General features: G+C 54.5%; 20 protein-coding genes. 9 read left to right on the forward strand and 11 right to left on the reverse strand.

Going from position 1 to position 25,268, the window contains the following annotated elements:
• Nucleotides 1-56: 56 nt before the first annotated feature.
• The 3 genes from ompF to pncB form a co-directional block, all read right to left on the reverse strand.
• Nucleotides 57-1,115 carry a porin OmpF gene (ompF, locus tag ACMWKA_RS01955; protein WP_045295736.1) on the reverse strand — a complete coding sequence of 353 codons (1,059 nt, stop codon included), beginning with the start codon at nt 1,113-1,115 and terminating at the stop codon, nt 57-59.
• Between the two features lie 605 nt (nt 1,116-1,720).
• Nucleotides 1,721-3,121 (reverse strand): asparagine--tRNA ligase, encoded by a 1,401-nt coding sequence (gene asnS / locus ACMWKA_RS01960; RefSeq protein WP_368770144.1) that lies wholly within the window; start codon nt 3,119-3,121, stop codon nt 1,721-1,723.
• Between the two features lie 165 nt (nt 3,122-3,286).
• On the reverse strand, nt 3,287-4,489 hold the full coding sequence (gene pncB / locus ACMWKA_RS01965; RefSeq protein ID WP_029882976.1) for a nicotinate phosphoribosyltransferase: 1,203 nt from the start codon (nt 4,487-4,489) through the stop codon (nt 3,287-3,289).
• Between the two features lie 255 nt (nt 4,490-4,744).
• Between pncB and pepN the strand changes: the two genes are divergently transcribed.
• A complete protein-coding gene (gene pepN, locus ACMWKA_RS01970; protein ID WP_058651223.1) occupies nt 4,745-7,357 on the forward strand; it encodes an aminopeptidase N in 2,613 nt (870 codons plus the stop codon).
• A gap of 51 nt (nt 7,358-7,408) precedes the next feature.
• Here the strand turns inward: pepN and ssuB are convergent, their stop codons facing one another.
• From ssuB to ssuE, 5 genes are read right to left on the reverse strand one after another with little or no spacing between them, the layout of a single operon-like run.
• Nucleotides 7,409-8,179 (reverse strand): aliphatic sulfonates ABC transporter ATP-binding protein, encoded by a 771-nt coding sequence (ssuB, locus tag ACMWKA_RS01975; RefSeq protein ID WP_038985600.1) that lies wholly within the window; start codon nt 8,177-8,179, stop codon nt 7,409-7,411.
• Nucleotides 8,176-8,967 carry an aliphatic sulfonate ABC transporter permease SsuC gene (gene ssuC / locus ACMWKA_RS01980; RefSeq protein ID WP_029883221.1) on the reverse strand — a complete coding sequence of 264 codons (792 nt, stop codon included), beginning with the start codon at nt 8,965-8,967 and terminating at the stop codon, nt 8,176-8,178. Before ssuC ends, ssuB begins: the two co-directional genes overlap by 4 nt.
• Before the next feature lie 9 nt (nt 8,968-8,976).
• Nucleotides 8,977-10,122 (reverse strand): FMNH2-dependent alkanesulfonate monooxygenase, encoded by a 1,146-nt coding sequence (ssuD, locus tag ACMWKA_RS01985; RefSeq protein ID WP_058651224.1) that lies wholly within the window; start codon nt 10,120-10,122, stop codon nt 8,977-8,979.
• The gene (locus ACMWKA_RS01990) at nt 10,119-11,081 is read right to left on the reverse strand and encodes a sulfonate ABC transporter substrate-binding protein (RefSeq protein WP_023619891.1); all 963 of its coding nucleotides are present in this window, start codon (nt 11,079-11,081) and stop codon (nt 10,119-10,121) included. Before ACMWKA_RS01990 ends, ssuD begins: the two co-directional genes overlap by 4 nt.
• Entirely contained in the window at nt 11,074-11,649 is a 576-nt protein-coding gene (gene ssuE / locus ACMWKA_RS01995) for an NADPH-dependent FMN reductase (protein WP_023619892.1), read from the reverse strand. Before ssuE ends, ACMWKA_RS01990 begins: the two co-directional genes overlap by 8 nt.
• Nucleotides 11,650-11,898: 249 nt before the next feature.
• Between ssuE and pyrD the strand changes: the two genes are divergently transcribed.
• Together pyrD and zapC are read left to right on the forward strand one after the other, a co-directional pair.
• The gene (gene pyrD, locus ACMWKA_RS02000) at nt 11,899-12,909 is read left to right on the forward strand and encodes a quinone-dependent dihydroorotate dehydrogenase (protein ID WP_058651226.1); all 1,011 of its coding nucleotides are present in this window, start codon (nt 11,899-11,901) and stop codon (nt 12,907-12,909) included.
• A 165-nt stretch (nt 12,910-13,074) separates the two neighbouring features.
• Complete coding sequence (zapC, locus tag ACMWKA_RS02005; protein ID WP_020689696.1) at nt 13,075-13,617, forward strand: cell division protein ZapC; 543 nt, start codon at nt 13,075-13,077, stop codon at nt 13,615-13,617.
• On the opposite strand, the gene ACMWKA_RS02010 is transcribed toward zapC, so the two are convergent.
• Nucleotides 13,614-14,723 carry a YcbX family protein gene (locus tag ACMWKA_RS02010; RefSeq protein WP_058651227.1) on the reverse strand — a complete coding sequence of 370 codons (1,110 nt, stop codon included), beginning with the start codon at nt 14,721-14,723 and terminating at the stop codon, nt 13,614-13,616. The genes zapC and ACMWKA_RS02010 overlap by 4 nt on opposite strands.
• 100 nt (nt 14,724-14,823) lie before the next feature.
• Between ACMWKA_RS02010 and rlmKL the strand changes: the two genes are divergently transcribed.
• The 6 genes from rlmKL to rmf all read left to right on the forward strand — a co-directional run bounded on the left by rlmKL (nt 14,824) and on the right by rmf (nt 22,750).
• Complete coding sequence (rlmKL, locus tag ACMWKA_RS02015) at nt 14,824-16,932, forward strand: bifunctional 23S rRNA (guanine(2069)-N(7))-methyltransferase RlmK/23S rRNA (guanine(2445)-N(2))-methyltransferase RlmL (protein ID WP_048972447.1); 2,109 nt, start codon at nt 14,824-14,826, stop codon at nt 16,930-16,932.
• A gap of 12 nt (nt 16,933-16,944) precedes the next feature.
• Complete coding sequence (locus tag ACMWKA_RS02020) at nt 16,945-18,852, forward strand: ABC transporter ATP-binding protein (protein ID WP_029883226.1); 1,908 nt, start codon at nt 16,945-16,947, stop codon at nt 18,850-18,852.
• 13 nt (nt 18,853-18,865) lie between these two features.
• Entirely contained in the window at nt 18,866-20,119 is a 1,254-nt protein-coding gene (gene pqiA / locus ACMWKA_RS02025; protein ID WP_028027912.1) for a membrane integrity-associated transporter subunit PqiA, read from the forward strand.
• Between the two features lie 4 nt (nt 20,120-20,123).
• Nucleotides 20,124-21,764: an intermembrane transport protein PqiB gene (gene pqiB / locus ACMWKA_RS02030; RefSeq protein ID WP_013097263.1), complete on the forward strand. Its 1,641-nt coding sequence runs from the start codon at nt 20,124-20,126 to the stop codon at nt 21,762-21,764.
• Entirely contained in the window at nt 21,761-22,327 is a 567-nt protein-coding gene (pqiC, locus tag ACMWKA_RS02035; RefSeq protein WP_013097262.1) for a membrane integrity-associated transporter subunit PqiC, read from the forward strand. The genes pqiB and pqiC overlap by 4 nt, the downstream gene beginning before the upstream one ends.
• A gap of 255 nt (nt 22,328-22,582) precedes the next feature.
• Nucleotides 22,583-22,750, forward strand: a complete 168-nt coding sequence (gene rmf, locus ACMWKA_RS02040; protein ID WP_013097261.1) for a ribosome modulation factor — start codon at nt 22,583-22,585, stop codon at nt 22,748-22,750.
• Nucleotides 22,751-22,822: 72 nt separating this feature from the next.
• On the opposite strand, the gene fabA is transcribed toward rmf, so the two are convergent.
• Nucleotides 22,823-23,341, reverse strand: a complete 519-nt coding sequence (fabA, locus tag ACMWKA_RS02045; RefSeq protein WP_013097260.1) for a bifunctional 3-hydroxydecanoyl-ACP dehydratase/trans-2-decenoyl-ACP isomerase — start codon at nt 23,339-23,341, stop codon at nt 22,823-22,825.
• A gap of 68 nt (nt 23,342-23,409) precedes the next feature.
• Entirely contained in the window at nt 23,410-25,170 is a 1,761-nt protein-coding gene (locus tag ACMWKA_RS02050; protein ID WP_038985584.1) for an AAA family ATPase, read from the reverse strand.
• Nucleotides 25,171-25,268 lie beyond the last annotated feature (98 nt).

Below are 25,268 nucleotides of genomic sequence, written 5' to 3' on the forward strand. Positions count from 1 at the left end.
TAAAAAAACAGGGCCGAAGCCCTGTTCATTAAGCATATAACAAAGTGGTGTACTGATTAGAACTGGTAAACGAGACCCAGTGCTACGATGTCATCATTGCTGATGCCCAGTTTGTTGTCATCTTTCAGCTGGTTGATCTGGTAGTCAACATAGGTGGACATGTTTTTGTTGAAGTAGTAAGTCGCGCCGATGTCGATGTAGTTGATGAAATCTTCATCACCAATGCCTTCTACGTCTTTCGCTTTAGATTTGTAGTAAGCGATGGATGGACGCAGACCGAAGTCGAACTGATACTGAGCGACAACAGAGAAGTCCTGAGATTTGTTAGCGAAACCTTTGCTGCTCAAACGCGCGGCGTTGTGCATTTCGCCGTACAACGCTGCCAGGTAAATATTGTTTGCGTCATACTTCAGGCCAGTTGCCCACTGCTCAGCCTTATCGCCTTTACCCCAGGCCAGAGTCTGCTGGTTGTTGGTACGGTCAGCTGCGCCGTAAGCACCGACGATGCCGAAGCCATCGAAATCATAGCTCAGAGAGGTTGCCCAGCCATCGCCGTTAGAACGTACTGCTTCAGTACGCTCATTTTTGCCCAGGTACTGAACGCCAAAGTTCAGACCGTCAACCAGGCCGAAGAAGCCGCTGTTACGGTAAGTCGCCAGACCACCATTACGGCTGGAGAAGAAGTTATCGCTTTTGCCAGTGTCGCCACCGAACTCTGGCAGCATATCGGTGATGCCGATTGCATCATAAACCAGGCCATAGTTACGGCCGTAGTCGAAGGAACCTGCATCACCGAATTTCAGACCTGCGAACGCCAGACGGGTTTTGTTACCTGTCTGAGCATCGGCGCCTTCAGAGTTGTTACCCTGGAAGTTGTATTCCCACTGACCATAGCCGGTCAGCTGGTCGTTGATTTTGGTTTCGCCTTTGAAGCCCAGACGAGCATAGGTCTGGTCGCCATCGTTGCTGTCATCATCAGAGAAGTAATGCAGACCAACTGCTTTCCCGTACAGATCCAGTTTATTAGAGTCTTTGTTATAGATTTCTGCAGCGTTAGCTGCACCGGCTACCAGCAGGGCAGGGACTACCACTGCCAGAATATTGCGCTTCATCATTATTTATTACCCTCATTGGTTTTTTTATGACACTCGCCACTGCCGCCAATAAATTCCGTCAATAAATATTTCCGGAACTATTGATGAGAGTTTGGTGTCTTTATGTATCTGTCAGGCATCTTTCCATTCATAGAAGCGTTTCGCTAGCCTGAAAGTGCTACAGTTTTCAAGATTGAGTAACAAAAAGAAATTATATGTAACTGAATGTGTATTTTTCGGAACTTTGTGAACCACCTCAAATTTCAGAAAGGCCTGGCGAATTAAACGGCAAGAAGATTCCTATATATATGAATTCCTTATAATTAATTTAGATAAAGGCAATTCGTATACGCGCACCTTCAACGACTCATTTTTTCTTATGACCCAAAAAGGACTTCTGGATGGCTGTGATTTTGGTTGAAATTTGTGCTATCGCTTGAGGATTAAATAATCGCAATAAGAATAGGGTTTATTTTTTGTTCGTAGATATTTCGTGGAAACAATACGTAACAAGTAGTGGTTGTGACGGGGTCAAAGTTGAAAGGTGCTTACTTTTCGCTGACGAAAATTGACAGAGCAGAATAAAATAATGGCCAGCAAATGCTGGCCATTATGATTTTGGTTACTTAGAAGCTGGCATTACGCGGCGTACGTGGGAACGGAATAACGTCACGTACGTTCTGAACACCTGTGACGTAGGCGATCAGACGTTCGAAGCCCAGACCAAAGCCTGAGTGTGGCACAGTACCGTAACGGCGCAGATCGCGATACCAGCTGTAATCCGCCGGATTGAGCCCCATCTCTTGCATGCGCGCATCTAGCACATCCAGACGCTCTTCACGCTGGGAACCACCGATAATTTCACCAATGCCCGGCGCCAGTACGTCCATTGCGGCAACGGTTTTACCGTCTTCGTTAAGGCGCATATAGAACGCCTTAATGTCTTTCGGGTAGTTTTTCACAACAACCGGTGCTTTGAAGTGCTTCTCAGCCAGGTAACGCTCATGCTCGGAAGAGAGATCCACGCCCCAGTAAACCGGGTTCTCAAACTTCTCACCACATTTCTCGAGAATAGCGACCGCATCAGTGTAATCCACCTGGGCAAAGTCGGAGGAAACAAAGCGCTCCAGACGTGCAATCGCTTCGTTATCGACACGCTCAGCGAAGAATTTCATATCATCAGCACGTTCTTCCAGTACCGCTTTGAAGACGTACTTGAGCATGGCTTCCGCCAGGCTAGCGACATCGTTCAGATCTGCGAAAGCCACTTCAGGCTCCAGCATCCAGAATTCTGCCAGGTGACGGCTGGTGTTGGAGTTTTCCGCGCGGAAGGTTGGGCCGAAGGTATAGATTTTAGACAGCGCACAGGCGTAGGTTTCGCCGTTGAGCTGGCCGGATACCGTCAGGAAGGCTTCTTTACCAAAGAAGTCTTTGTCAAAGTCCACTTTACCTTCTGGCGTGCGCGGCAGGTTTTCCAGATCCAGCGTAGAAACGCGGAACATCTCGCCAGCGCCTTCGGTATCAGAGGCGGTGATCAGCGGGGTAGATACCCAGAAATAACCCTGCTCATCGAAGAAGCGATGCAGTGCCTGCGCCAGCGTGTGGCGGACACGGGCCACCGCACCAATCAGGTTGGTGCGTGGACGCAGGTGAGCCACTTCACGCAGATATTCGATGCTGTGACGTTTTGCGGCCATCGGGTAGGTATCAGGATCTTCAACCCAGCCAGTTACTTCAACGGCAGTGGCCTGAATTTCGAAACTCTGACCCTGACCCGGTGATGCGACAACCACGCCGGTAACAATTACGGAACAACCGGTTGTCAGGTGCAGAACGTCATCATTGTAATTGGGCAGAGAATTATTAATGACGGCCTGTACAGGATCAAAGCAGGAACCGTCATAGACGGCAAGGAAGGAGATGCCAGCTTTAGAATCTCGGCGGGTACGCACCCATCCGCGCACGGTGACTTCTAGGTCTTCGGCGACACGGCCCTGGAGTACGTCGGCTACAGGCACAACGCTCATAATATTCTCTCTGTTAATAGTCGGAAAAAATAAACACTTGTCCACCCAAATGGGGGGATATCTATGTTACCTGCCATCCGCTATCAGACAAGTAAATTTCGCAGTCAAAAGAGAAGAATTAAGAAATAAATAAGAAGTAGGGAGCCATTTGGCTCCCTTAAGCGCTTAACTGGCTTTTTTGACCTGAGGGAGATCGAAAGCTTTGCGTAACGCGCGGACAAACGCTTTATCATGACAGATGGTTTTACCCGGGCTATCGGAGAGCTTGGCTACCGGCTTGCCGTTACATTCCACCAGTTTTATCACGATATTCAGCGGTTTTACCTGAGGGATGTCGCAGGTTAAACGGGTGCCAATCCCGAAGCTCAGGTTCACTCGGGTACTGAAATGGCGATAGAGTTCAACCGCTTTCGCGAGATCGAGGTTGTCGGAGAAGACCAGCACCTTGCTCATCGGGTCGATGCCGAGTTTTTCGTAATGCGCTATCGCCTTCTCACCCCATTCAACCGGATCCCCGGAGTCATGACGTAACCCCTGGTAACGCTCAGCGAACTCAGGGCCGAAATCACGCAGGAACGCATCCATCGTGATACAGTCGGTCAGGGCGATGCCGAGTTGATTCGGATACTCGTCAAGCCACGCGGCCAGTGCGGCGCGTTGGCTGTTGGCCAGATCTGGACTGATCTGCTGATGCGCCTGGAACCATTCATGCGCCTGGGTACCCATGGGTGTCAGGTTCAGACGACGTGCCAGATCGTAATTACTGGTGCCCACGAACCACGACTCTTGCTGCAGACGCTGAACAATGGCCTGCTGAACGTCGCGGGAGAAACGGCGACGCGTGCCAAAGTCCATAAGACGGAAGCGGGACATATCCAACCCATCCGTCAGGGTGGCAAACCCTGCGAGTTTGTTTTCCAGCGCGGCCAGTGCCTGAGTCACCCCGGTTTCCGGCGAACGGTAGCGGTGAGCCAGCTCGCTGATCACAGCCAGCAGCGGAACTTCCCACATGATCACTTCACGCCATGGGCCTTCAAGGCGAATATCCAGCTTGCCGTTATCATTCGTGACGGTGACCTGCTCTGGCTTATAACGGAAGTCGCGCAGCCAGTTCAGATAGTCCGCTTTAAAGAAAGGCAGGCCGGAAAGCCACTGGTATTCGTCGTCCTGCAACGTCAGATGCTGCATAGCATCGACCTGTTCACGAATGGAATCTGCGTAGATACCGAGCAAGTCGTCGCCACGGCAGCGGAATTCCGCCGCAACATCAACATCATAGTAATGGTGGAAAACGGCTTGCTGCATGTGCAGTTTATACGCGTCGGTATCCAGCAACGTATGCAGAACAGGAGAAGCGAATCGAGTCATAGGTGCGCAGTAGCATCCTCTCACAGGAGCGTTTAGTACAATAAACAACTCCGGAGTATACCTTGTTTAGTGATTTATTGAACCCCGATCACAACATAAGCGCTCTTTATGGTCGAGGGCATTTTGTGCCCCGTGTTATACAAATGTAGCAAAAAGGGTGTTTGTACCTGAAAAGATGAACATTCTGCATAGCGCGATCTACACAACAGGAATAGACTGGAATCGTTATTCGACAAACGATGCATAAGGTTTTCTATGACACAACAGCCACAAGCCAAATACCGCCACGACTATCGTGCGCCGGATTACCTGATTAGCGATATCGATCTGACTTTTGACCTGGATGCCACTAAAACCGTTGTGACGGCGGTAAGCCAGGTGACGCGCCAGAGCGCGACGGCAGTGCCGCTGCGTCTGGATGGTGAAGACCTGACGCTGGTCTCCCTGCATATTAATGATGCAGCCTGGACTGACTATAAAGAAGAAGACAACCAGCTGGTGATCGATAACCTGCCGGAACGCTTTACGCTGCGCATCGTGAATGAAATCAGCCCTGCCGCCAATACGGCGCTGGAAGGGCTCTACCAGTCTGGCGTGGCGCTGTGCACCCAGTGTGAAGCGGAAGGTTTCCGCCACATCACCTGGTATCTTGACCGTCCGGACGTGCTGGCGCGCTTTACCACCAAAATCATCGCGGATAAAACGCTTTATCCTTTCCTGCTCTCTAACGGTAACCGCGTGGGTGAGGGTGAGCTGGAAAACGGCCGTCACTGGGTACAGTGGCAGGATCCGTTCCCAAAACCATGCTACCTGTTTGCGCTGGTGGCGGGTGATTTCGACGTCTTACGTGACACCTTCAAAACCCGTTCTGGCCGCGAAGTGGCGCTGGAACTGTTCGTTGACCGTGGTAACCTCGATCGCGCGCCATGGGCGATGACCTCGCTCATCAACTCCATGAAATGGGACGAAGAGCGTTTTGGTCTGGAATACGATCTCGACATCTATATGATTGTCGCCGTCGACTTCTTCAACATGGGCGCGATGGAGAACAAAGGTCTCAACATCTTTAACTCCAAATACGTGCTGGCCCGTACCGATACCGCCACCGATAAAGACTACCTCGATATCGAGCGGGTTATTGGCCACGAATATTTCCATAACTGGACCGGTAACCGCGTCACCTGCCGCGACTGGTTCCAGCTGAGCCTTAAAGAAGGCCTGACCGTATTCCGTGACCAGGAGTTCAGCTCCGATCTGGGCTCGCGGGCGGTTAACCGCATCAACAACGTGCGCACCATGCGTGGGTTGCAGTTCGCGGAAGATGCCAGTCCGATGGCGCACCCAATTCGTCCGGACAAAGTCATCGAGATGAATAACTTCTACACCCTGACGGTGTATGAAAAAGGGGCGGAAATTATCCGTATGATCCATACCCTGCTGGGCGAGGAGAACTTCCAGAAAGGGATGCAGCTCTATTTCGAGCGTCACGACGGCAGCGCCGCCACCTGCGATGATTTTGTGCAGGCAATGGAAGATGCGTCGAATGTGGATCTCTCTCACTTCCGCCGCTGGTACAGCCAGGCCGGTACGCCGATTGTCACCGTTAAAGACGATTACAATCCGGAGACCGAGCAGTACACCCTGACCATCAGCCAACGCACGCCGCCAACGGCTGAGCAGGAAGAAAAATATCCGCTGCACATCCCGTTCAGCATTGAACTGTATGATAACGAAGGCAAAGTGATCTCGCTGCAGAAGGGTGGCCACCCGGTACACCACGTGCTGAACGTGACCCAGGCAGAGCAGACCTTTATCTTCGATAACGTCTATTTCCAGCCGGTGCCTGCGCTGCTGTGTGAATTCTCTGCACCAGTGAAGCTGGAGTACAAGTGGAGCGATCAGCAGTTGACGTTCCTGATGCGTCACGCGCGCAACGATTTCTCCCGCTGGGATGCCGCTCAAAGCCTGCTCGCGACATACATCAAGCTGAACGTTAATCGTCATCAGCAGGGCCAGCCGCTGTCGCTGCCGGTTCACGTGGCTGACGCGTTCCGTGCGGTTCTGCTGGATGAACAGATTGATCCGGCCCTCGCGGCTGAAATCCTGACGTTGCCGTCCGCGACCGAAATCGCCGAGCTGTTCGAGACCATCGATCCTATTGCCATCGTGGCTGTGCGTGAAGCGCTGACCCGCACGCTGGCGGCCGAACTGGCGGATGAGTTCCTGGCGATCTACAACGCCAACAAGCTGGATGCGTACCGCGTGGAACATGGCGACATTGGTAAACGTTCCCTGCGCAATACCTGTCTGCGCTACCTGGCCTTTGGTGAAACAGACCTGGCGAACACGCTGGTGAGCAAGCAGTATCACGAAGCGGATAATATGACCGACGCGCTCGCAGCCCTGGCGGCAAGCGTGGCAGCCGAGTTACCGTGCCGTGATGCGCTGATGCAAGAGTATGACGACAAGTGGCACCAGGATGGCCTGGTTATGGACAAGTGGTTCATTCTGCAGGCGACCAGTCCGGCAGCCGATGCGCTCAGCAACGTGCGCAGCCTGCTGAAGCATCGCTCCTTTACCATGAGCAACCCGAACCGCGTCCGCTCCCTGATTGGCGCGTTTGCCAGCAGCAACCCGGCTGCGTTCCACGCGGAAGACGGCAGCGGTTATCAGTTCATGGTAGAAATGCTGACCGAGTTGAACAGCCGTAACCCGCAGGTGGCATCACGTCTGATTGAGCCGCTGATCCGCCTGAAACGCTACGATGCGCAGCGCCAGGCGAAGATGCGTGCCGCGCTTGAGCAGCTTAAAGGGCTGGAAAATCTCTCTGGCGATCTGTACGAGAAGATTTCGAAGGCGCTGGCGTAATATAAACGTTAATCCCACCCTCTCCCTGTGGGAGAGGGCCGGGTGAAGGCATCAGGCATTAGCCGTAATCAACGCGCGCTCATTCACACCGCGCCTCATCACCCGCTCCAGCACCTCCGCTTCCAGCTCTGCCAGTCTGGCCGATCCCACACGGCGAGGGCGTGGAATATCCACCGTCAGATCCAGACCAATTTTTCCCTCTTCTATTAACAGCACCCGGTCGGCCATGGCGACGGCTTCGCTCACGTCGTGCGTCACCAGCAGGACCGTAAAACCGTGCTCCTGCCAGAGCGAGGCAATTAAATCCTGCATTTCAATCCGCGTCAGGGCATCAAGTGCCCCGAGCGGCTCATCGAGCAGCAGCAGGCCTGGACGATGTATCAACGCCCGCGCCAGCGCTACGCGCTGTTTTTGCCCGCCTGAGAGGGCCGCAGGCCAGTCACCGGCGCGATCCTCCAGCCCGACGGCGGCCAGCGCCTGACGCGCCTCCTCCCGCCAGTGACCTTTCAGGCCCAGCCCGACGTTATCGATCACCGTTTTCCAGGGCAGCAGGCGCGCATCCTGAAACATCATGCGGGTATCATCCTGAATATTGGCCAGCGGCGTTGTCCCTGCCAGAATCTCCCCTCCATTCGGCGCTTCCAGTCCGGCTAACAGGCGCAGCAGCGTACTCTTGCCGCCGCCGCTGCGGCCGACAACGGCCACAAATTGTCCGGCGGGGATATGCAGATCCAGGGCGTTAAGAATGGTTTTGTCGCCGTAGCGTTTCGTGACGCCGTTAAGTAACAGCGGTGTCCCCTGAGTGAGTCGGGCGGTATTCATGCTTTCGCCTCCTGAGAGAAATAGGCCGGGTTCCAGCGCAGCCAGCTGCGTTCCAGCCACTGGGCGCTGACGTCAGCAAGTTTGCCCAGCAGGGCATAAAGGATAATGGCGACTACCACCACGTCCGTTTGCAGGAATTCGCGGGCGTTCATTGCCAGATAGCCAATGCCGGAGTTGGCTGAAATGGTCTCCGCGACGATCAGCGTCAGCCACATCAGGCCGAGCGCAAAGCGAACGCCAACCATAATGGAGGGCAGGGCGCCCGGCAGCAGCACGTTGATAAACAGGGCAAATCCTGATAATCCGTAGCTGCGTGCCATCTCAACCAGCCCGCGATCGATATTGCGGATCCCATGCCAGGTATTGATATAAATCGGGAACAGCGTGCCCAGCGCCACGAGGAAAATTTTGGCGCTCTCATCAATACCAAACCACAGAATGACCAGGGGGATCAGCGCCAGATGCGGTACGTTGCGCAGCATCTGAATGGAGGTATCCAGCAACCGTTCCCCCCAGCGGGACAGGCCGCTGATCAACCCCAGCGTCAGGCCGATGCTCCCGCCGATGGCAAACCCAATCACCGCGCGCCAGGAGCTAATGGCCAGGTGCTGCCACAGCTCGCCGCTGGCACTCAGCGACCAGAAGGCTTCGATTACGCCCTCCGGAGAGGGCAGGATGCGGCTCGACAGCCAGCCGGTAGAGGAGGCCAGTTGCCAGATAAGGACAATGCCGACAGGTAAAAACCACGGGGCGGCGCGCAACAACCATTTTTGTGAGGTGAGAGACATAGCCACTCCTTAGCTTTGCGCGACTTTACGCGGAATAAACTCGTTGGCCACGGCTTCGCCCTGAAGCTGCAGCTGGCGGGGCTGCGGAATGTCCGGGATAGCGACATCCAGATGCGGGAACAGCAGTTCACCCACTTTGTATGCCTCCTCAAGATGCGGATAGCCCGAGAGGATAAAGCTGTCGATACCCAGCTCAGCATATTCATTGATACGCGCCGCCACGGTCGGGCCGTCACCCACCAGCGCAGTACCTGCGCCACCACGAACCAGGCCGACACCCGCCCAGAGATTGGGGCTGATCTCCAGATTCTCGCGTTTGCCGTTATGTAACGAAGCCATCCGGTGCTGTCCTACGGAGTCGGTTTTCGCAAATGCCGCCTGCGCTTTGGCGATGGTCTCATCGTCCAGATGCGAGATCAGCCGGTTAGCGGCCTGCCAGGCCTCTTCGTTGGTTTCACGCACAATCACGTGCAGGCGAATGCCAAAGCGCACCTTTCGGCCGTGGGCGGCGGCTTTGGCCCGCACCTGGGCAATTTTCTCTTTCACCAGTTCAGGTGGCTCCCCCCAGGTCAGATAGAGATCGACCTGTTCTGCCGCCAGATCCTGTGCCACATCCGACGATCCGCCGAAGTAGAGCGGTGGACGCGGCTGCTGTACCGAAGGAAAGTAGAGTTTCGCGTCGCGAACATGAATATGCTTGCCATCAAAGGTGACCGTTTCCCCCTCAAGCAGACGTCGCCAGACGCGGGTAAACTCGGCGGAGGCCTCATAGCGTTCCGTATGATCGAGGAACACGCCGTCACCGGCCAGTTCCTGCGGATCGCTGCCGGTGACCAGGTTAAACAGCGCGCGTCCGTTGGAGAGCCTGTCGAGCGTTGCCGCCTGACGTGCGGCAACGGTCGGGGAAACCACGCTCGGACGCAATGCCACCAGGAATTTCAGGCGCTGGGTGACCGGAATCATCGACGCGGCGACCAGCCAGGCGTCTTCGCACGAGCGTCCGGTGGGGATCAGCACGCCGGTGAAACCGATTCGGTCTGCCGCCTGCGCAATCTGCTGCAGATAGCCGTGGTCAACCGGGCGCGACCCCTCTTCGGTACCAAGATAGTGTCCATCACCGTGGGTGGGTAAAAACCAGAAAAGATTCAGACTCATGATTTGGCTCCTTCTTTGGCTGCGGGTTGCCAGATGCGTTCGCGAATGTTCACCTGTTTTGGTACTAAGCGGTTTTGATAAAAGAGGTCGGCAGTCTGTTGTTGCAGGGCTGCAACATGCGCGTCCACCGGGATAATGGTGGTGGGTGGACGGTGGTTGAGGTAGCTCGCGATCACCGCCTCCGGTAAGCCCATGGTTTTCGCCAGCAGGGTGATGCTCTCGGGGCGCTGGCTTTGCGTCAGGGTATCGGCTTCGGTAAAGGTATTCAGGACCTCCTGAACAAAGGCACCGTTTTTCTCTGCATACGGACGGGCTGCCAGGTAGAACGAACCGGTCTGTTTCAGGGTAGTGCCATCTTTCAATACCCGTACGCCGCCCTGAAGTAATGCCGCGGAGTAGTAAGGATCCCAGATAGCCCACGCGTCGACATTGCCTTGCTGGAAGGCGGCGCGGGCATCAGCAGGGGTGAGATAGACGGGCTGAATATCGGTGAACTTTAGCCCGGCCTCCTGCAGGGCGCGGAGTAGCAGGTTGTGCGAGCTGGAACCTTTCTGGAATGCGACTTTGTGACCTTTAAGTTCGGCGACATTTTTAATGGCGCTATTTTCCGGCACCAGAATCACCTCGGCTTTGGGTTTCGGTGGCTCAACGCCAACGTAGACCAGATCGGCCCCGGCCGCCTGCGCAAAGATCGGTGGAATATCGCCAGTACTGCCTAAATCGATGCTTCCAACGTTCAGCGCCTCCAGCATTTGTGGCCCGGCAGGAAACTCCACCCAGGAGAATTTGGTCTGTGGGAAGCGTTTTTCCAGAAGCTGGTGGCTTTTTGCCAGCACCATACTGACGCTGCCTTTCTGGTAACCAATGCGCAAACTGTCAGGTGCCGTCTCTGCTGCATGGGTCAGGGACGAGAGTGTGAGCAGACCAGCCAGGCTGATACGGGTAAGTGTTTTAAACATGTGCGACTCCTTGTGGCTGTCCAAACGCAGGTGCCTGAATATCGCGACGGTGCAGGGCATGCCAGAATGTCTCCAGCGCAGTGTCGAGCCGGGTTTGCAGATTCGGTGTGAAATGCGGTTTGTGCTGGTAATCGATAACCTGCGAGTCATCGGCAAAAACGCCGTGCAGGATCTCCTGCGCCTTCAACGCGTTCAGTACCGGCTTCAGGGCGTAATCCACGGCCAGTAAATGCGCAACCGTACCGCCCGTAGCCAGCGGCAACACCACTTTTCCATCAAGTGCACGTTCAGGCAGCAGATCGAGCAAGGTTTTCAGTGCGCCGGAAAATGAGGCTTTATAAATCGGGGTCGCGACGATAAGCCCGTCAGCACTTTTTAGCTGTTCAATCAGGGTTTTCAATGCCGGACTGTCAAAGCGCGCGTAGAGCAGATCCTCAGGTTCAAAGTTGTGCAGATTCCAGTGGCACACTTCCACATCCAGAGCATTAAGCCTTTCGCGGGCATATTCCAGCAGGGCGCTGGAACGAGAAGGGAAACGTGGACTTCCGGCCAGGGTGATGACGCGCATGTGTGCTCCTTATAACTAATTGTTTGCTTTTATCTAACATTCATAACAATTTTCAGGAGTGTGACACTGCGTGGTTATTCCACTAAATGATTTATCCGCAATTAAAATGCGAAAAAGCGCATAAGAAGTGTACGGGGAAGTAAACGTTTGCGTTTTACGCTGATTTTTTTGCCGCAGGTCAATTCCCTTTCCGGGCAGGATCGCACATAATCCCCTCCCGGTTTGCACACCGGGAATCCAGGAGAGTTCATGTACTACCCCTTCGTTCGTAAAGCCCTTTTCCAGCTCGACCCTGAGCGCGCTCATGAATTTACATTCCAGCAATTACGCCGTATTACGGGAACGCCGCTGGCCGCGCTGGTGCGTCAGAACGTGCCGGAAAAACCTGTGCAGTGCATGGGTCTGACCTTTAAAAACCCGCTGGGTCTGGCGGCAGGTCTGGATAAAAATGGCGAGTGCATTGATGCCCTGGGCGCGATGGGCTTTGGTTCCATCGAAATCGGTACCGTCACACCGCGTCCACAGCCGGGTAATGATAAGCCGCGTTTGTTCCGCCTGGTCGAAGCCGAGGGGCTGATCAACCGCATGGGCTTTAATAACCTCGGCGTGGATCATCTCGTAGAAAACGTTAAAAAAGCCCATTTTGATGGTGTATTAGGCATCAATATTGGCAAAAATAAAGACACGCCGGTTGAGCAGGGTAAAGATGACTACCTGATTTGTATGGAAAAAGTCTACGCCTATGCCGGTTATATCGCCGTGAATATTTCATCGCCGAATACCCCGGGGCTACGTTCTCTGCAATATGGTGAAGCGCTGGACGATCTTCTCAGCGCCATTAAAAATAAACAAAATGAGCTGCAGGCGATCCATCATAAATATGTTCCGGTGGCGGTTAAGATCGCACCGGATCTTTCTGCTGAAGAATTGATCCAGGTTGCCGACAGCTTAGTTCGCCATAATATTGATGGTGTGATTGCGACCAACACGACGCTCGATCGATCCCTCGTCCAGGGAATGAAAAACTGTGACGAAGCGGGTGGGTTAAGTGGACGTCCGGTACAATTAAAAAGTACGGAAATTATTCGGGCGCTCTCCGCCGAATTAAAAGGCAGTCTGCCAATAATCGGTGTCGGTGGTATCGATTCGGTGATTGCTGCGCGCGAGAAGATGGCTGCGGGCGCCTCACTGGTGCAAATCTATTCCGGCTTTATTTTTAAAGGCCCGCCGCTCATAAAAGAAATCGTTACTCATATCTAATCTTTTCTCTTAATCAGACAACCAGGGCTTTATTTCCAGCCCTGGTTGTTTTATATTCCGTCACTGTTGCTTATTTAGACATTATAGTCTTTTATTAATGGTGTTATAAACGAAGCGGCGAATGGGACATTTTTAGTACAGGACGTTTGGGTACGGGAGAGACGCATGCGAATTAAACCTGACGATAACTGGCGCTGGTATTTTTGTGAAGAGCATGATCGAATGATGCTCGATTTAGCCAATGGCATGTTGTTCCGTTCTCGTTTTGCGCGTCGAATGTTAACCCCGGACGCTTTCTCCCCGTCTGGCTTTTGTGTAGACGATGCTGCGCTTTATTTCTCCTTTGAAGAGAAATGCCGTGACCTGCTGCTCTCAAAAGAACAGCGTGCCGAACTGATATTAAACGCGCTGGTGGCGATTCGTTTTCTGAAACCGCAAATGCCGAAAAGCTGGCACTTTCTGCCGCATGATATGAACTGGACGCCGTCCACGGGCGATGCGGCCAGCGTCAATCTGAGCGATACCGCAGAAGAGGTGAGTTTACTGGTGGTGGAACCTGGCGAAAATGCCGCGCTTTGTCTGCTGGCCCAGCCCGGCGTGACCATTGCCGGGCGGACGATGCAGCTCGGGGATGCCATTAAGGTCATGAATGACAGGCTGAAACCGCAGCTGCGCGTGGATTCATTCAGCCTGGAACAGGCGGTTTAAGCTTCCAGCTGTATCGACGTTTTTGGAATACAGCTGCAGCACAGGATCGTCCCGTCATCACCGATTGCGGATTTCTTCAGCGCACTGACATCGCCCCCGACCAGCTTGATTCGACAGCAACCACAGATACCCGCCCGACAGGAATACGGGATACGGATCCCGGCTTGCTCCAGCTGCTCAAGTATCACCTGCTGATTGTTACCCCGTATAACGCGGCCCTGCCAGTGAATATCCACTGCCGAACTGGCTTGCGTCTCAACCTCTACCGTTTCTTCTTCCTGACCCGCACCGTACACGCGCGCAGGCCCACGGGTGAGAATTTCCACCTCGTCACCCACGCGGATCACTCCGCTTGAGCGCGGAATAAGATTCTGGCCGAAATCCACGTCGCCATTATCCTGCGCGGTACGGAATGATTGCAGGGTTTTCAGCGGCTCGCCGGAAGGATGCTTCAGGCCTTTCTCCGGACTTACGGTGGTGAAAATGCAGCGGCTGCACGGCTTCACGACATCAAAAATGACGCTGCCGATGCGGATCACTTTCCAGGTATCTTCCTCCCAGGCTTCCGTACCGGTCACCACCAGATTCGGGCGAAATTGCTCCATCTGCACGCTGGCCTTACAGCGACGCTGCAGGTCACGCAGCGAGGCTTCGCTGGTTAACAGGAACGGGAAACCATCGGCAAACGAGAGGGGAACCGCGTCGTGGCGCTTGACGCGTCGTGTCAGCGCCGGACCCACCCAGCGCAGCTGTACCTCACGGGAGAAGAAGCCGCTCAGCCAGCGGTTAATCTCGTCCGGAGCGATGCGAGCGGTAAAATGATTGCCCCATACTTCCGTTGGCGCATCGACAGGCGCAAAATCAGCAAAGCGAATCAATACGCTTGAGCCATCCGGGGCGGTGAGGTGCAGGCCGTCATGCAGCGGTGAAGGCGTAAAGCGCACCATCTGCGGGAACTGGCGTGCGGTAATGAACGTACCGTCAGGCTCGGTGACCATAAAAATACGATCGAAGGCAAATCCACTGATGTCAGCCAGGGCGTGAGAAACGCCGATACCGCGCATGGATTTCACCGGATGAATAAAAAGCCTGGATAACGTCGCCACTGTGCACAGTCCCTCGAATGAAAATAAGCCTTCAACTTTATGACATACACGTCATATTAGCTATAATGCGCGACAATTTTCTTAGAGTAAAAGTGACGATATGAATTCTCTGTTTGCCAGTACGGCCCGTGGGCTGGAAGAGCTGTTAAAAACTGAACTGGAAGCCCTGGGCGCGCAAGAGTGCCAGGTGGTTCAGGGTGGTGTCCATTTTGAGGGCGACACACGGCTTATTTACCAGAGCCTGATGTGGAGCCGCCTGGCGTCGCGCATCATGCTGCCGATGAAAGAGTGCAAGGTCTACAGCGATCTTGATCTCTATACCGGCGTACAGATGATCGACTGGACAGAGATCTTCACGCCAGACGCGACCTTCGCGGTGCATTTTAACGGTGTAAACGATGAGATCCGCAACAGCCAGTACGGCGCGCTGCGCGTGAAAGATGCCATCGTGGACTGCTTTACCCGTAAAAACAAAGAACGACCAAACGTCGATCGTGAAAACCCGGATCTGCGCATTAACGTCTGGCTCAATGGCGATACCGCCAGCATCTCTCTGGATCTGAGCGGGGCAGGTCTGCATCTGCGTGGCTACCGCGATCGCACCGGTATGGCGCCCATCAAAGAAACGCTGGCTGCCGCCATCGTGATGCGCTCCGGCTGGCTGCCGGGCACGCCGCTGCTCGACCCAATGTGTGGTTCCGGTACGCTGCTGATTGAAGCTGCGATGCTGGCCACCGACCGCGCTCCCGGCCTGCATCGTGGCCACTGGGGCTTTAGCGGCTGGGCGCAGCACGATGAAGCGCTCTGGAAAGAGGTCAAAGCCGAAGCGCAGGCCCGTGCGCGTAAAGGCCTGGCGGAGTATACCTCGCATTTCTATGGCTCTGACAGCGACCCGCGCGTCATTGAACGCGCGCGCAGCAATGCCCGTCGCGCAGGTATCGGTGAGCTGGTGACCTTTGACGTGAAAGATGTCGCGAACCTGACCAACCCGCTGCCGAAAGGCCCCTACGGTACCGTTATCAGCAACCCGCCATACGGCGAGCGTCTGGATAGCGAACCGGCGTTGATTGCCCTGCACAGCCTGCTGGGCCGCAATATGAAAGACTACTTTGGCGGCTGGAATCTCTCCCTGTTTAGCGCTTCACCAGAACTGCTGAGCTGTCTGCAGCTGCGTGCCGATCGCCAGTTTAAGGCGAAGAACGGCCCGCTGGACTGTGTGCAGAAAAACTACCATCTGGCGGAGAAAGCGGCGGACAGCAAACCGTCGGGCGTGGCGGAAGATTACGCTAACCGTCTGCGCAAGAACCTGAAGAAATTTGAAAAATGGGCCAAACAGGAAGGCATTGAATGCTATCGCCTGTATGACGCCGATCTGCCGGAGTACAACGTGGCGGTTGACCGCTATGCAGACTGGGTGGTGATTCAGGAATATGCTCCACCAAAAACCATTGATGCGCAAAAAGCGCGCCAGCGCATGCTGGACGTGATCGCAGCGACGATTGCCGTGCTTGGCATCGCGCCAAACAAACTGGTGCTGAAAACCCGCGAGCGTCAGAAAGGGAAAAACCAGTATCAGAAGATGGGTGAGAAGGGCGACTTTATTGAAGTGGGCGAATACAACGCTCGCCTGTGGGTTAACCTGACGGATTACCTCGATACCGGGCTGTTCCTCGACCACCGCATTGCCCGTCGTATGCTGGGCCAGATGAGCAAAGGTAAGGATTTCCTTAACCTCTTTTCCTACACCGGTAGCGCCAGCGTGCACGCGGGCCTGGGCGGCGCGCGCAGCACCACTACGGTGGATATGTCGCGCACCTATCTGGAGTGGGCGGAGCGCAACCTGCGTCTCAATGGCCTGACCGGACGCCAGCATCGTCTGATGCAGGCCGATGTCCTGGGCTGGCTGCGTGACACCGATGAACAGTTCGATCTGATCTTCATCGATCCGCCAACGTTCTCCAACTCCAAGCGTATGGAGGATAGCTTTGATGTACAACGCGATCACCTGCGCCTGATGACCGACCTGAAGCGCCTTCTGCGTAAAGGCGGCACGATTATGTTCTCGAATAACAAACGCGGTTTCCGCATGGATCACGACGGCCTGGCCGCTCTGGGACTGAAAGCACAAGAAATTAGCCAAAAAACGCTGTCTCAGGACTTTGCCCGTAATCGTCAGATCCATAACTGCTGGCTTATCACCGCGGCCTGAAAGGAAAAATAAATGTCTTTAATTAGTATGCACGGTGCGTGGCTCTCCTTCAGCGACTCACCGCTTCTCGATAATGCTGAACTGCACATCGAAGACAACGAACGCGTCTGTCTGGTGGGCCGTAACGGCGCGGGTAAATCCACGCTGATGAAAATCCTCAACCGCGAGCAGGGTCTGGATGACGGGCGTATTGTTTACGAGCAGGATCTGATTGTCTCCCGTCTGCAGCAGGATCCGCCGCGTCATGTCACCGGCAGCGTGTACGATTTCGTGGCGGAAGGGATTTCGGAGCAGGCTGAATACCTGAAGCGCTATCACGAGATTTCTCATCTGGTGATGACCGACCCGAGCGACAAAAATCTTAACGAACTGGCGAAAGTCCAGGAGATGCTCGATCATCACGGCCTGTGGCAGCTGGAGAACCGTATTAACGAGGTGCTGGCTCAGCTGGGCCTGGAGCCGGATATGCAGCTGTCTGCGCTATCTGGCGGCTGGTTGCGTAAGGCGGCACTGGGCCGCGCGCTGGTCAGCGGGCCGAAGGTGCTGCTGCTGGATGAACCAACCAACCACCTGGACATTGAAGCGATCGACTGGCTTGAAGGGTTCCTGAAAACTTTCAGCGGTACCATTATCTTCATCTCCCACGACCGTTCCTTCATTCGCAATATGGCGACGCGCATTGTCGATCTCGATCGTGGCAAGCTGGTCACCTATCCCGGCGATTACGATACTTATCTGCTGGAAAAAGAAGAAAACCTGCGCGTAGAAGAGCTGCAAAACGCCGAATTCGACCGCAAACTGGCGCAGGAAGAGGTGTGGATCCGTCAGGGGATCAAAGCCCGCCGTACCCGCAACGAAGGTCGTGTTCGCGCCCTGAAAGCGATGCGTCGTGAACGCAGCGAACGTCGCGAAGTGATGGGCAGCGCCAAAATGCAGGTAGAAGAGGCCTCCCGTTCCGGCAAGATCGTCTTCGAGATGGAAAATGTTAACTACCAGGTTGACGGGAAAGTGCTGGTGAAAGACTTCTCCGCCCAGGTTCAGCGCGGGGATAAAATCGCCCTGATTGGCCCCAATGGCTGCGGTAAAACCACGCTGCTGAAGCTGATGCTGGGCCAGTTGCAGGCGGATAGCGGCCGAATTCACTGCGGTACCAAACTGGAAGTGGCCTATTTTGACCAGCACCGCGCGGAGCTGGATCCGGACAGAACGGTGATGGATAACCTTGCCGAAGGTAAGCAAGAGGTCATGGTAAACGGTAAGCCGCGCCATGTGCTGGGCTATCTCCAGGACTTCCTGTTCCATCCTAAACGGGCGATGACCCCGGTGCGTGCGCTGTCTGGCGGTGAGCGAAACCGTCTTCTGCTGGCGCGGTTATTCCTGAAACCAAGCAACCTGTTGATTCTCGATGAACCAACCAACGACCTGGATGTCGAAACGCTCGAACTGCTGGAAGAGCTGATCGATGGTTATCAGGGCACCGTGATGCTGGTGAGCCACGACCGTCAGTTCGTTGACAACACCGTGACCGAATGCTGGATCTTCGAAGGCGAAGGGCGGATTGGTCAATATGTGGGTGGCTACCACGACGCGAAAGGGCAGCAGGCACAGTCGCTGGCGCAAAAACAGGCGAAGTCTAAAACAACGACTGAACCTGTTGTAACAAAAGCAGAAACTGTCAAGAAAACCTCGGCTAAACTAAGCTATAACCTGCAGCGCGAACTGGAGGGTTTGCCTCAGCGTCTTGAGGAGCTGGAGGCCGCGCTGGAGGCGCTGCAAGCGCAGGTTGCCGATGCATCCTTCTTCACCCAATCGCACGACTATACTCAAAAAGTCCTGGCCGAATTGTCCGCAGCTGAAAAAGCTCTGGAAGAAGCATTTGAGCGCTGGGAGTACCTTGAGTCTCTGAAAAACGGCGCATAAACAGGGATAACATATGTGTGACCAGCACCATGCCGACAGGCATATACTATGCTCGCAATGCGATATGCTCGTGGCGTTGCCAGAGCTTGGTCACGGACATAAGGCCCTGTGCCCGCGTTGCGGCACAACGTTGACAACCGAATGGGACGCGCCAAGACAGCGTCCCACGGCGTATGCGCTGGCCGCGTTGTTCATGTTGCTGCTCTCTAATCTCTTCCCCTTCATCTATATGAAGGTGGGAGGGATGACAAGCCAGGTTGATCTGCTTGAAATTCCGGGGGTGATGTTCTCGGAAGATTACGCCAGCCTCGGCACCTTCTTCCTTCTGTTTGTGCAGATCGTTCCGGCTTTTTGTCTGGTTGTCATCCTTTTGCTGGTCAACCGCGTAAAAATGCCCGCAGCCCTGAAAATCAAACTGGCGCGAGTCCTGTTTCAGCTTAAAAGCTGGGGGATGGCCGAGATTTTTCTGGCGGGTATTCTGGTCAGCTTCGTAAAGCTGATGGCCTACGGTGACGTGGGGATTGGCAGCAGCTTTATCCCGTGGTGTCTCTATTGTGTGCTGCAGCTGCGCGCATTCCAGTGCGTTGACCGACGTTGGGCATGGGATGATATCGCTCCGGCTCCCACGCTTGCCCAGACGGTGAAGGTTGGCGTGCCGGGGATCCGCCAGGGGCTGCGCTCTTGCTCCTGCTGTACTGCCGTGCTGCCCGCGGATCTGGACGTCTGCCCACGCTGTGAAACCAAAGGCCATGTGCGACGCAAAAATAGCCTGCAGTGGACCATGGCGCTGCTGGTGACCTCTGTCATGCTGTATCTTCCCGCGAATATTCTGCCGATTATGATCACCGATTTGCTCGGTGACAAAATGCCCTCGACGATCCTCGCCGGGGTGATATTGCTGTGGGGCGAGGGATCTTATCCGGTGGCTGGGGTGATTTTTATCGCCAGTATTATGGTGCCTACCTTAAAAATGATCGCGATTGCCTGGCTCTGCTGGGATGCGAAAGGGCACGGCAAACGCGACAGCGAACGCATGCACCTCATTTATGAAGTTGTCGAGTTTGTTGGACGCTGGTCAATGATTGACGTGTTTGTCATTGCCGTTCTCTCTGCACTGGTGCGGATGGGCGGTTTGATGAGTATTTATCCTGCGATGGGGGCTTTAATGTTTGCGCTGGTCGTAATTATGACCATGTTTGCGGCCATGACCTTCGACCCTCGTTTATCGTGGGATCGTGAGCCTGAATCAAGCCATGAGGAAGAGTAAGAGCATGGAAAATAAGAGTGGAGAGGCGAAAGTGCAGAAGGTCAAAAACTGGTCACCGGTGTGGATTTTTCCCATCGTGACGGCGCTGATCGGTGCATGGATCCTGTTTTATCATTACAGCCATCAGGGACCGGAAGTGACGCTCATCACCACCAATGCCGAGGGGATTGAGGGCGGTAAAACGACCATCAAAAGCCGCAGCGTGGATGTAGGGGTGGTTGAAAGCGCCACCCTGACGGATGATTTAACGCACGTAGAAATTAAAGCGCGGTTAAATGCCGGGATGGAAAAGCTGCTTCACGGTGATTCCGTTTTTTGGGTGGTTAAACCGCAGGTCGGACGGGAAGGGATCAGTGGTTTAGGCACGCTGCTCTCGGGCGCGTATATTGAGCTACAGCCGGGGGCAAAAGGGGCGCAGCCAGCCCAGTATCAGCTTTTAGACTCTCCACCGCTAGCGCCGCCTGATGCAAAAGGGATCCGCGTGATTCTCGACAGTAAAAAAGCGGGCCAGCTCTCACCTGGCGATCCGGTGTTGTTCCGCGGCTATCGTGTTGGCTCGGTCGAGACCAGCACCTTTGATCCGCAAAAAAGGACCATCAGCTATCAGCTGTTCATCAATGCGCCAAACGATCGTCTGGTGACCAGCAACGTACGCTTCTGGAAAGACAGCGGGATCGCGGTCGATCTCACCTCAGCAGGTATGCGCGTTGAAATGGGGTCGCTGACCACCCTGTTTGGCGGCGGCGTCAGCTTTGACGTGCCGGAAGGGCTGGATCTGGGGCAGCCGGTGGCCGAGAAAACGGCCTTCAGGCTCTTTGACGATCAAAGAAGCATTCAGGACGCGCTCTATACCGATCACATTGATTACCTGATGTTCTTTAAAGATTCCGTCCGCGGCCTGCAGCCAGGGGCGCCCGTTGAGTTCCGCGGTATTCGTCTGGGTACGGTCGGACAGGTGCCGTTCTTTGTGCCGGGACTTCAGCAAGTACTTGATGATGACTATCGTATTCCGGTGCTGATCCGCATTGAGCCAGAGCGTCTGGTTAACCAGATTGGCGAGAATCAGGATATCGGCGCGCATATTACCGATTTAATGAACCGTGGCCTGCGCGGCTCGCTGAAGACTGGCAACCTGGTGACTGGTGCGCTGTATGTGGATATGGATTTCTATCCAAAAGCTCCGCCGATTACTGGTATCCGTGAATTTGGCGGCTACAAGATCATTCCAACGGTGAGCAGCGGTCTGGCTCAAATCCAGCAGCGTCTGATGGAAACACTGGATAAGATCAACAATCTGCCACTGAATCCGATGATTGAAGCGGCGACAGGCTCGTTGCATCAGAGCCAGGAGACGATGCAGCGTCTGCAAACCACGCTGGATAACATCAATAAGCTCACGGCAAGCCAGAGCATGCAGCAGTTGCCGCAGGATATGCAGAAAACGCTGCGTGAACTGAACCGTAGCATGCAGGGCTTCCAGCCTGGTTCGGCGGCCTACAACAAGATGGTGGCAGATATGCAGCGTCTTGATCAGGTCTTGCGTGAACTGCAGCCCGTACTGAAAACGCTCAATGAGAAGAGCAACGCGCTGGTGTTTGAAGCAAAAGATAAAAAGGATCCTGAGCCGAAGAGGGCGAAACAATGAAAAAATGGCTAGCGATTGTAGGTGCGATGGTGCTCACGGCCTGTAGCTCAGGGAGTGAAACGAAAAGCTACTATCAGCTGCCGCTGATGGCGCAGGTGGGTACGCAGAGCACCGCCTCACAGGGCAACCGTCTGCTGTGGGTTGAGCAAGTGGCTGTGCCAGATTATCTGGCCGGCAACGGGGTGGTTTACCAGACCAGCGATGTGCAGTATGTGATTGCGAATAATAACCTGTGGGCCAGCCCGCTGGATCAACAGTTGCGCAATACGCTGGTGGCGAATCTCAGCAGCCAGCTTCCGGGCTGGGTTGTCGCCTCCCAGCCTCTTGGAAGCGACCAGGACACGCTGAACGTGACGGTAACGGGCTTCCATGGTCGTTATGACGGTGCCGTTGTCATCAGCGGAGAATGGCTGCTTAACCATCAGGGACAGCTGATTAAGCGTCCGTTCCATCTGGAGCTCAAGCAGCAAAAAGATGGCTATGATGAAATGGTGAAAGTGCTTGCCCAGGGGTGGGCACAGGAATCGGCCAACATCGCGAGAGAAATCTCCCGGCTGCCATAAGTAAAATTCAACATCAAAAACCGCAATCGGTCTGCCACTGATTGCGGTTTTTTTTCGGTTTTACGTCAGACCGTTACTTGTCCCGGGTCACAATTTTTGTACAAATGATCTTCTGGCTAGCTCACAAATATGACATCCGTATGAATTTTGAACGTTGACGCTACGACTAATTCGGGGTATTCGTTATCTGTGCCTGCACGCATTGTGCAGTCACTGTTTTCTTTCCACCAGACAAAAGAATGAGGGAAACGAGGCATGAAGAGACAGAAACGAGATCGCCTGGAACGGGCTCATCAACGTGGTTATCAGGCCGGCATCGCTGGACGATCTAAAGAAATGTGTCCTTATCAGACGATTAATCAAAGGTCACAATGGCTGGGAGGCTGGCGAGAAGCCATCGGCGACAGGGCACTCATAGCCTGATAACGTCTCTTTAAAAACAGAAACCTCCGCAATGCGGAGGTTTCGCCTTTCTGAAGCTGCGTAAAGCAGCGTTTAGAAAGCAGATGTATCCTGGAACAGGCCCACTTTCAGGTCGTTCGCGGTATAGATCAGACGGCCATCTACCAGCACTTCGCCATCCGCCAGGCCCATAATCAGGCGGCGGTTAACAATGCGTTTGAAGTGAATACGATAGGTCACTTTCTTCGCAGATGGCAGAACCTGACCCGTGAATTTCACTTCACCCACGCCCAGCGCACGGCCTTTACCTTCGCCGCCCAGCCAGCCCAGGTAGAAGCCAACCAGCTGCCACATCGCATCCAGGCCCAGGCAGCCAGGCATTACCGGATCGCCAATAAAGTGGCAACCGAAGAACCACAGGTCCGGATTGATATCGAGTTCTGCTTCTACGTAACCCTTATCGAAGTTGCCGCCGGTTTCGGTCATTTTCACGACACGGTCCATCATCAGCATGTTCGGGGCCGGTAACTGTGGGCCTTTCGCGCCAAACAGTTCACCGCGACCAGAGGCAAGAAGATCTTCTTTTGTATAGGATTCGCGTTTATCTACCATGTTCTCAGTAAGCCTTATTTTAGTGAAGGACGCAGGATAGCTAACACGTGTACGCTGAACAAGTCCGATCAGTTTGAACTAAACCAACCTAACCAGCGTAACGGCCACGGATAACGATGACGAGCATCTTGCTGGGTCGCCTGAGCAATGCGCTCCTGGATGGTCTGCATCAGGGTCGTTTGTCCCTCACCGTCCCATACCAGGTTTGTCAGTAAGGGTAGTGCATCCTCGACGCCTTCGATGGCCCAGAGGGAGAATTGTCCCTGCTCTACCGCATCCAGCAGTGCCTGGCTGAGGCTTAAATGGCGTGCGTTGGGGGCTGGAATAATCACACCCTGTTTGCCGTTTAACCCGCGTTGCTGACAAATAGAGAAGAAGCCCTCAATCTTTTCATTCAGGCCCCCCACAGGCTGGGCACGACCAAATTGATCGACCGAACCGGTAATGGCGATGTTCTGATTGATCGGGACTTCCGCCAGGGCGCTGATTAAGGCACACAGCTCGGCCATAGAGGCGCTATCCCCATCCACTTCGCTGTAGGATTGCTCAAACGTCAGCGAGGCAGAGAAGGGGATTTGTTGCTCAAGCTGCAGCTCTGACATCAGGAACGCCTGCATGATCATCATGCCTTTGGCGTGGATGTTTCCACCCAGCTCGGCTTTCCGTTCGATGTCGGTAAACTCGCCATCGCCAATATGGACGACGCAACTGATGCGTGAAGGCTCGCCAAACGCACGCGGATGCCCGGGAAATTCAATCACCGACAGGGCATTGATCTGTCCGATGCGCTCGCCTTCGGTCTCGACCAGAATTTGCTCCAGCAGAATTTCATCCTGCATACGATCGGCCAGATAGCCTTCCCGCCACTCTCTTTGGGCCAGCATCTGGGAAAGTTGCTCACCGGTAAATGCGCCATTCCCGCTGATTGCACCCACTTCACGCAACTGTTTGCTGATCCAGAGCGGACACAGCGGCAGCGTCTCCTGGTCACCGGTATAGCGAACCGCTTCGCGGATAAGTCCCGGCCAGGCGTCAGCCGCAGGCGTCGGCAGGGCAAAGCGGGCAGCAACGGCCATCACCCACTGACACCACTGCGCCATGTCATCGGCATCAGCAATCTGAATATTGTCTTCGTACTCGCTGTACACCGCCTGTGCAGCCAGCTCCGGCTCCATTTCCTGGAAATCAGCCAGCGATTCACGGTCACCCGTCAGCACCACGGTCAACGACAGCGGCATGGAAGGGACAGAGACCGGCAGAGGACGAGACTCGTCATAGCCCACCCAGTCAAATCGTTGCTGGCTCACAATCGTTTTCAGGCGCATCCATAGCAGCGGCTGGGAGAGCAGGGTACGCAGGGAAATGATCAGTACGCCGCCATTGGCGCGATGCACCAGGCCCGGTTGCAGCGATAACTCACCGTTGAACTGGCGAAGGCAACCAAAGAGTTGTTCGGCCTCGGCCCAGTTAGCGGATACCACTTCGCCCTTTACCGCAAAACGGCCATCAGCCTGTTCTGCGGGTTCGAAAGAGACATCATGTCCTGAAATACGATACTGGCCGCCGTAAATAGCATTGGCTTCCGGCTGCAACTGGCGCATGGCATCACCCAGAAGCGTTAAATACTCGGCTTCTTCCGGGGCTTTGAGCAGCATGAAGGGAGATGTCGCCCACGGGCTTAACACCTGCTCCAGTGCGTAATGCAAACGCGGTTGTGTATCGCTAAGTATGAATTCGTGTTCTTGTGCGAGGTCTGGCTGTGCAAACAATTCCTGATAGCTTTCGGTATCCGGAACAAGGTCACGCCATGCAAGTTTCGTAATGGTCAAAGTTGATGTTTTTTAGTCAGATGTAAAACCGTGGAGTATACCGTAAGCGGGGGGCTCTTCCCAAGCAGGATTGGGGTTTTCGGGAAGCGAATCGCCTG

Source organism: Enterobacter sp. 03-F-07-AD-ECC, from assembly GCF_047530935.1.
GTDB lineage: Bacteria > Pseudomonadota > Gammaproteobacteria > Enterobacterales > Enterobacteriaceae > Enterobacter > Enterobacter cloacae.